This window comes from Oleiphilus sp. HI0086, assembly GCF_001635225.1.
In genome coordinates this window covers 1-566 of the sequence record NZ_LWFZ01001438.1, presented here as the reverse complement: position 1 = coordinate 566, position 566 = coordinate 1, and the positions used below count along the sequence as shown (strand labels likewise).

1 pseudogene is annotated in these 566 nt (G+C 46.3%); it reads left to right on the top strand.

Annotation, left to right across the window (positions count from 1 at the left end):
- Nucleotides 1–93: 93 nt before the first annotated feature.
- Nucleotides 94–566 (top strand): annotated as a pseudogene (locus tag A3756_RS24480) (alpha/beta hydrolase); the annotation flags it as partial.

The following is a 566-nucleotide window of genomic DNA, read 5'->3' as shown; positions in this document are numbered from 1 at the left end:
ATAGTCACAGGGCCTTCCAAGTGTGCAAACGCCGGAAAAGCCAGCTGCCAAATTTTAAGCGCAGCATGACTATTAGAGAGTTGGGAGAGTAAAATGCAAGCAATCCATGCGCGCAAACTGATAAAGCCGATCGAACAAAGCTATACCGAAATGTTTTCGGGCAAGGTCTTCACCGTCGGTAAAGGCGCGGTTAGCATTCGAAACCATAGCAGCCAAGCGAAACATACCGTTATTGGCGTTCACGGTTTTTTGGAAAATCATTGCTACTTTACGCAACTCTATAATGATTCTTCTACAGAATTGGTATTATTGACCTGCAGTAACTACCACGTTCCTGTTAGCGGCCCTATCCCAGAGCCAGCTGAGTGGGAAATACCTATTAAGTACCCTGAAGCGACCATTGAATACGATGCATGCGTCCTTAACCAGGCTCTCGAAAATTTACCGACAACTGAAAACATTCGTATTCACGGTCACTCTCGTGGCGGCGCCGTTATTCTCCAAGCGGTAAGCTTTCGACCAGAACTCTATAAGAATGTTGAGCTAATTCTCGAAGCGCCAGCCTT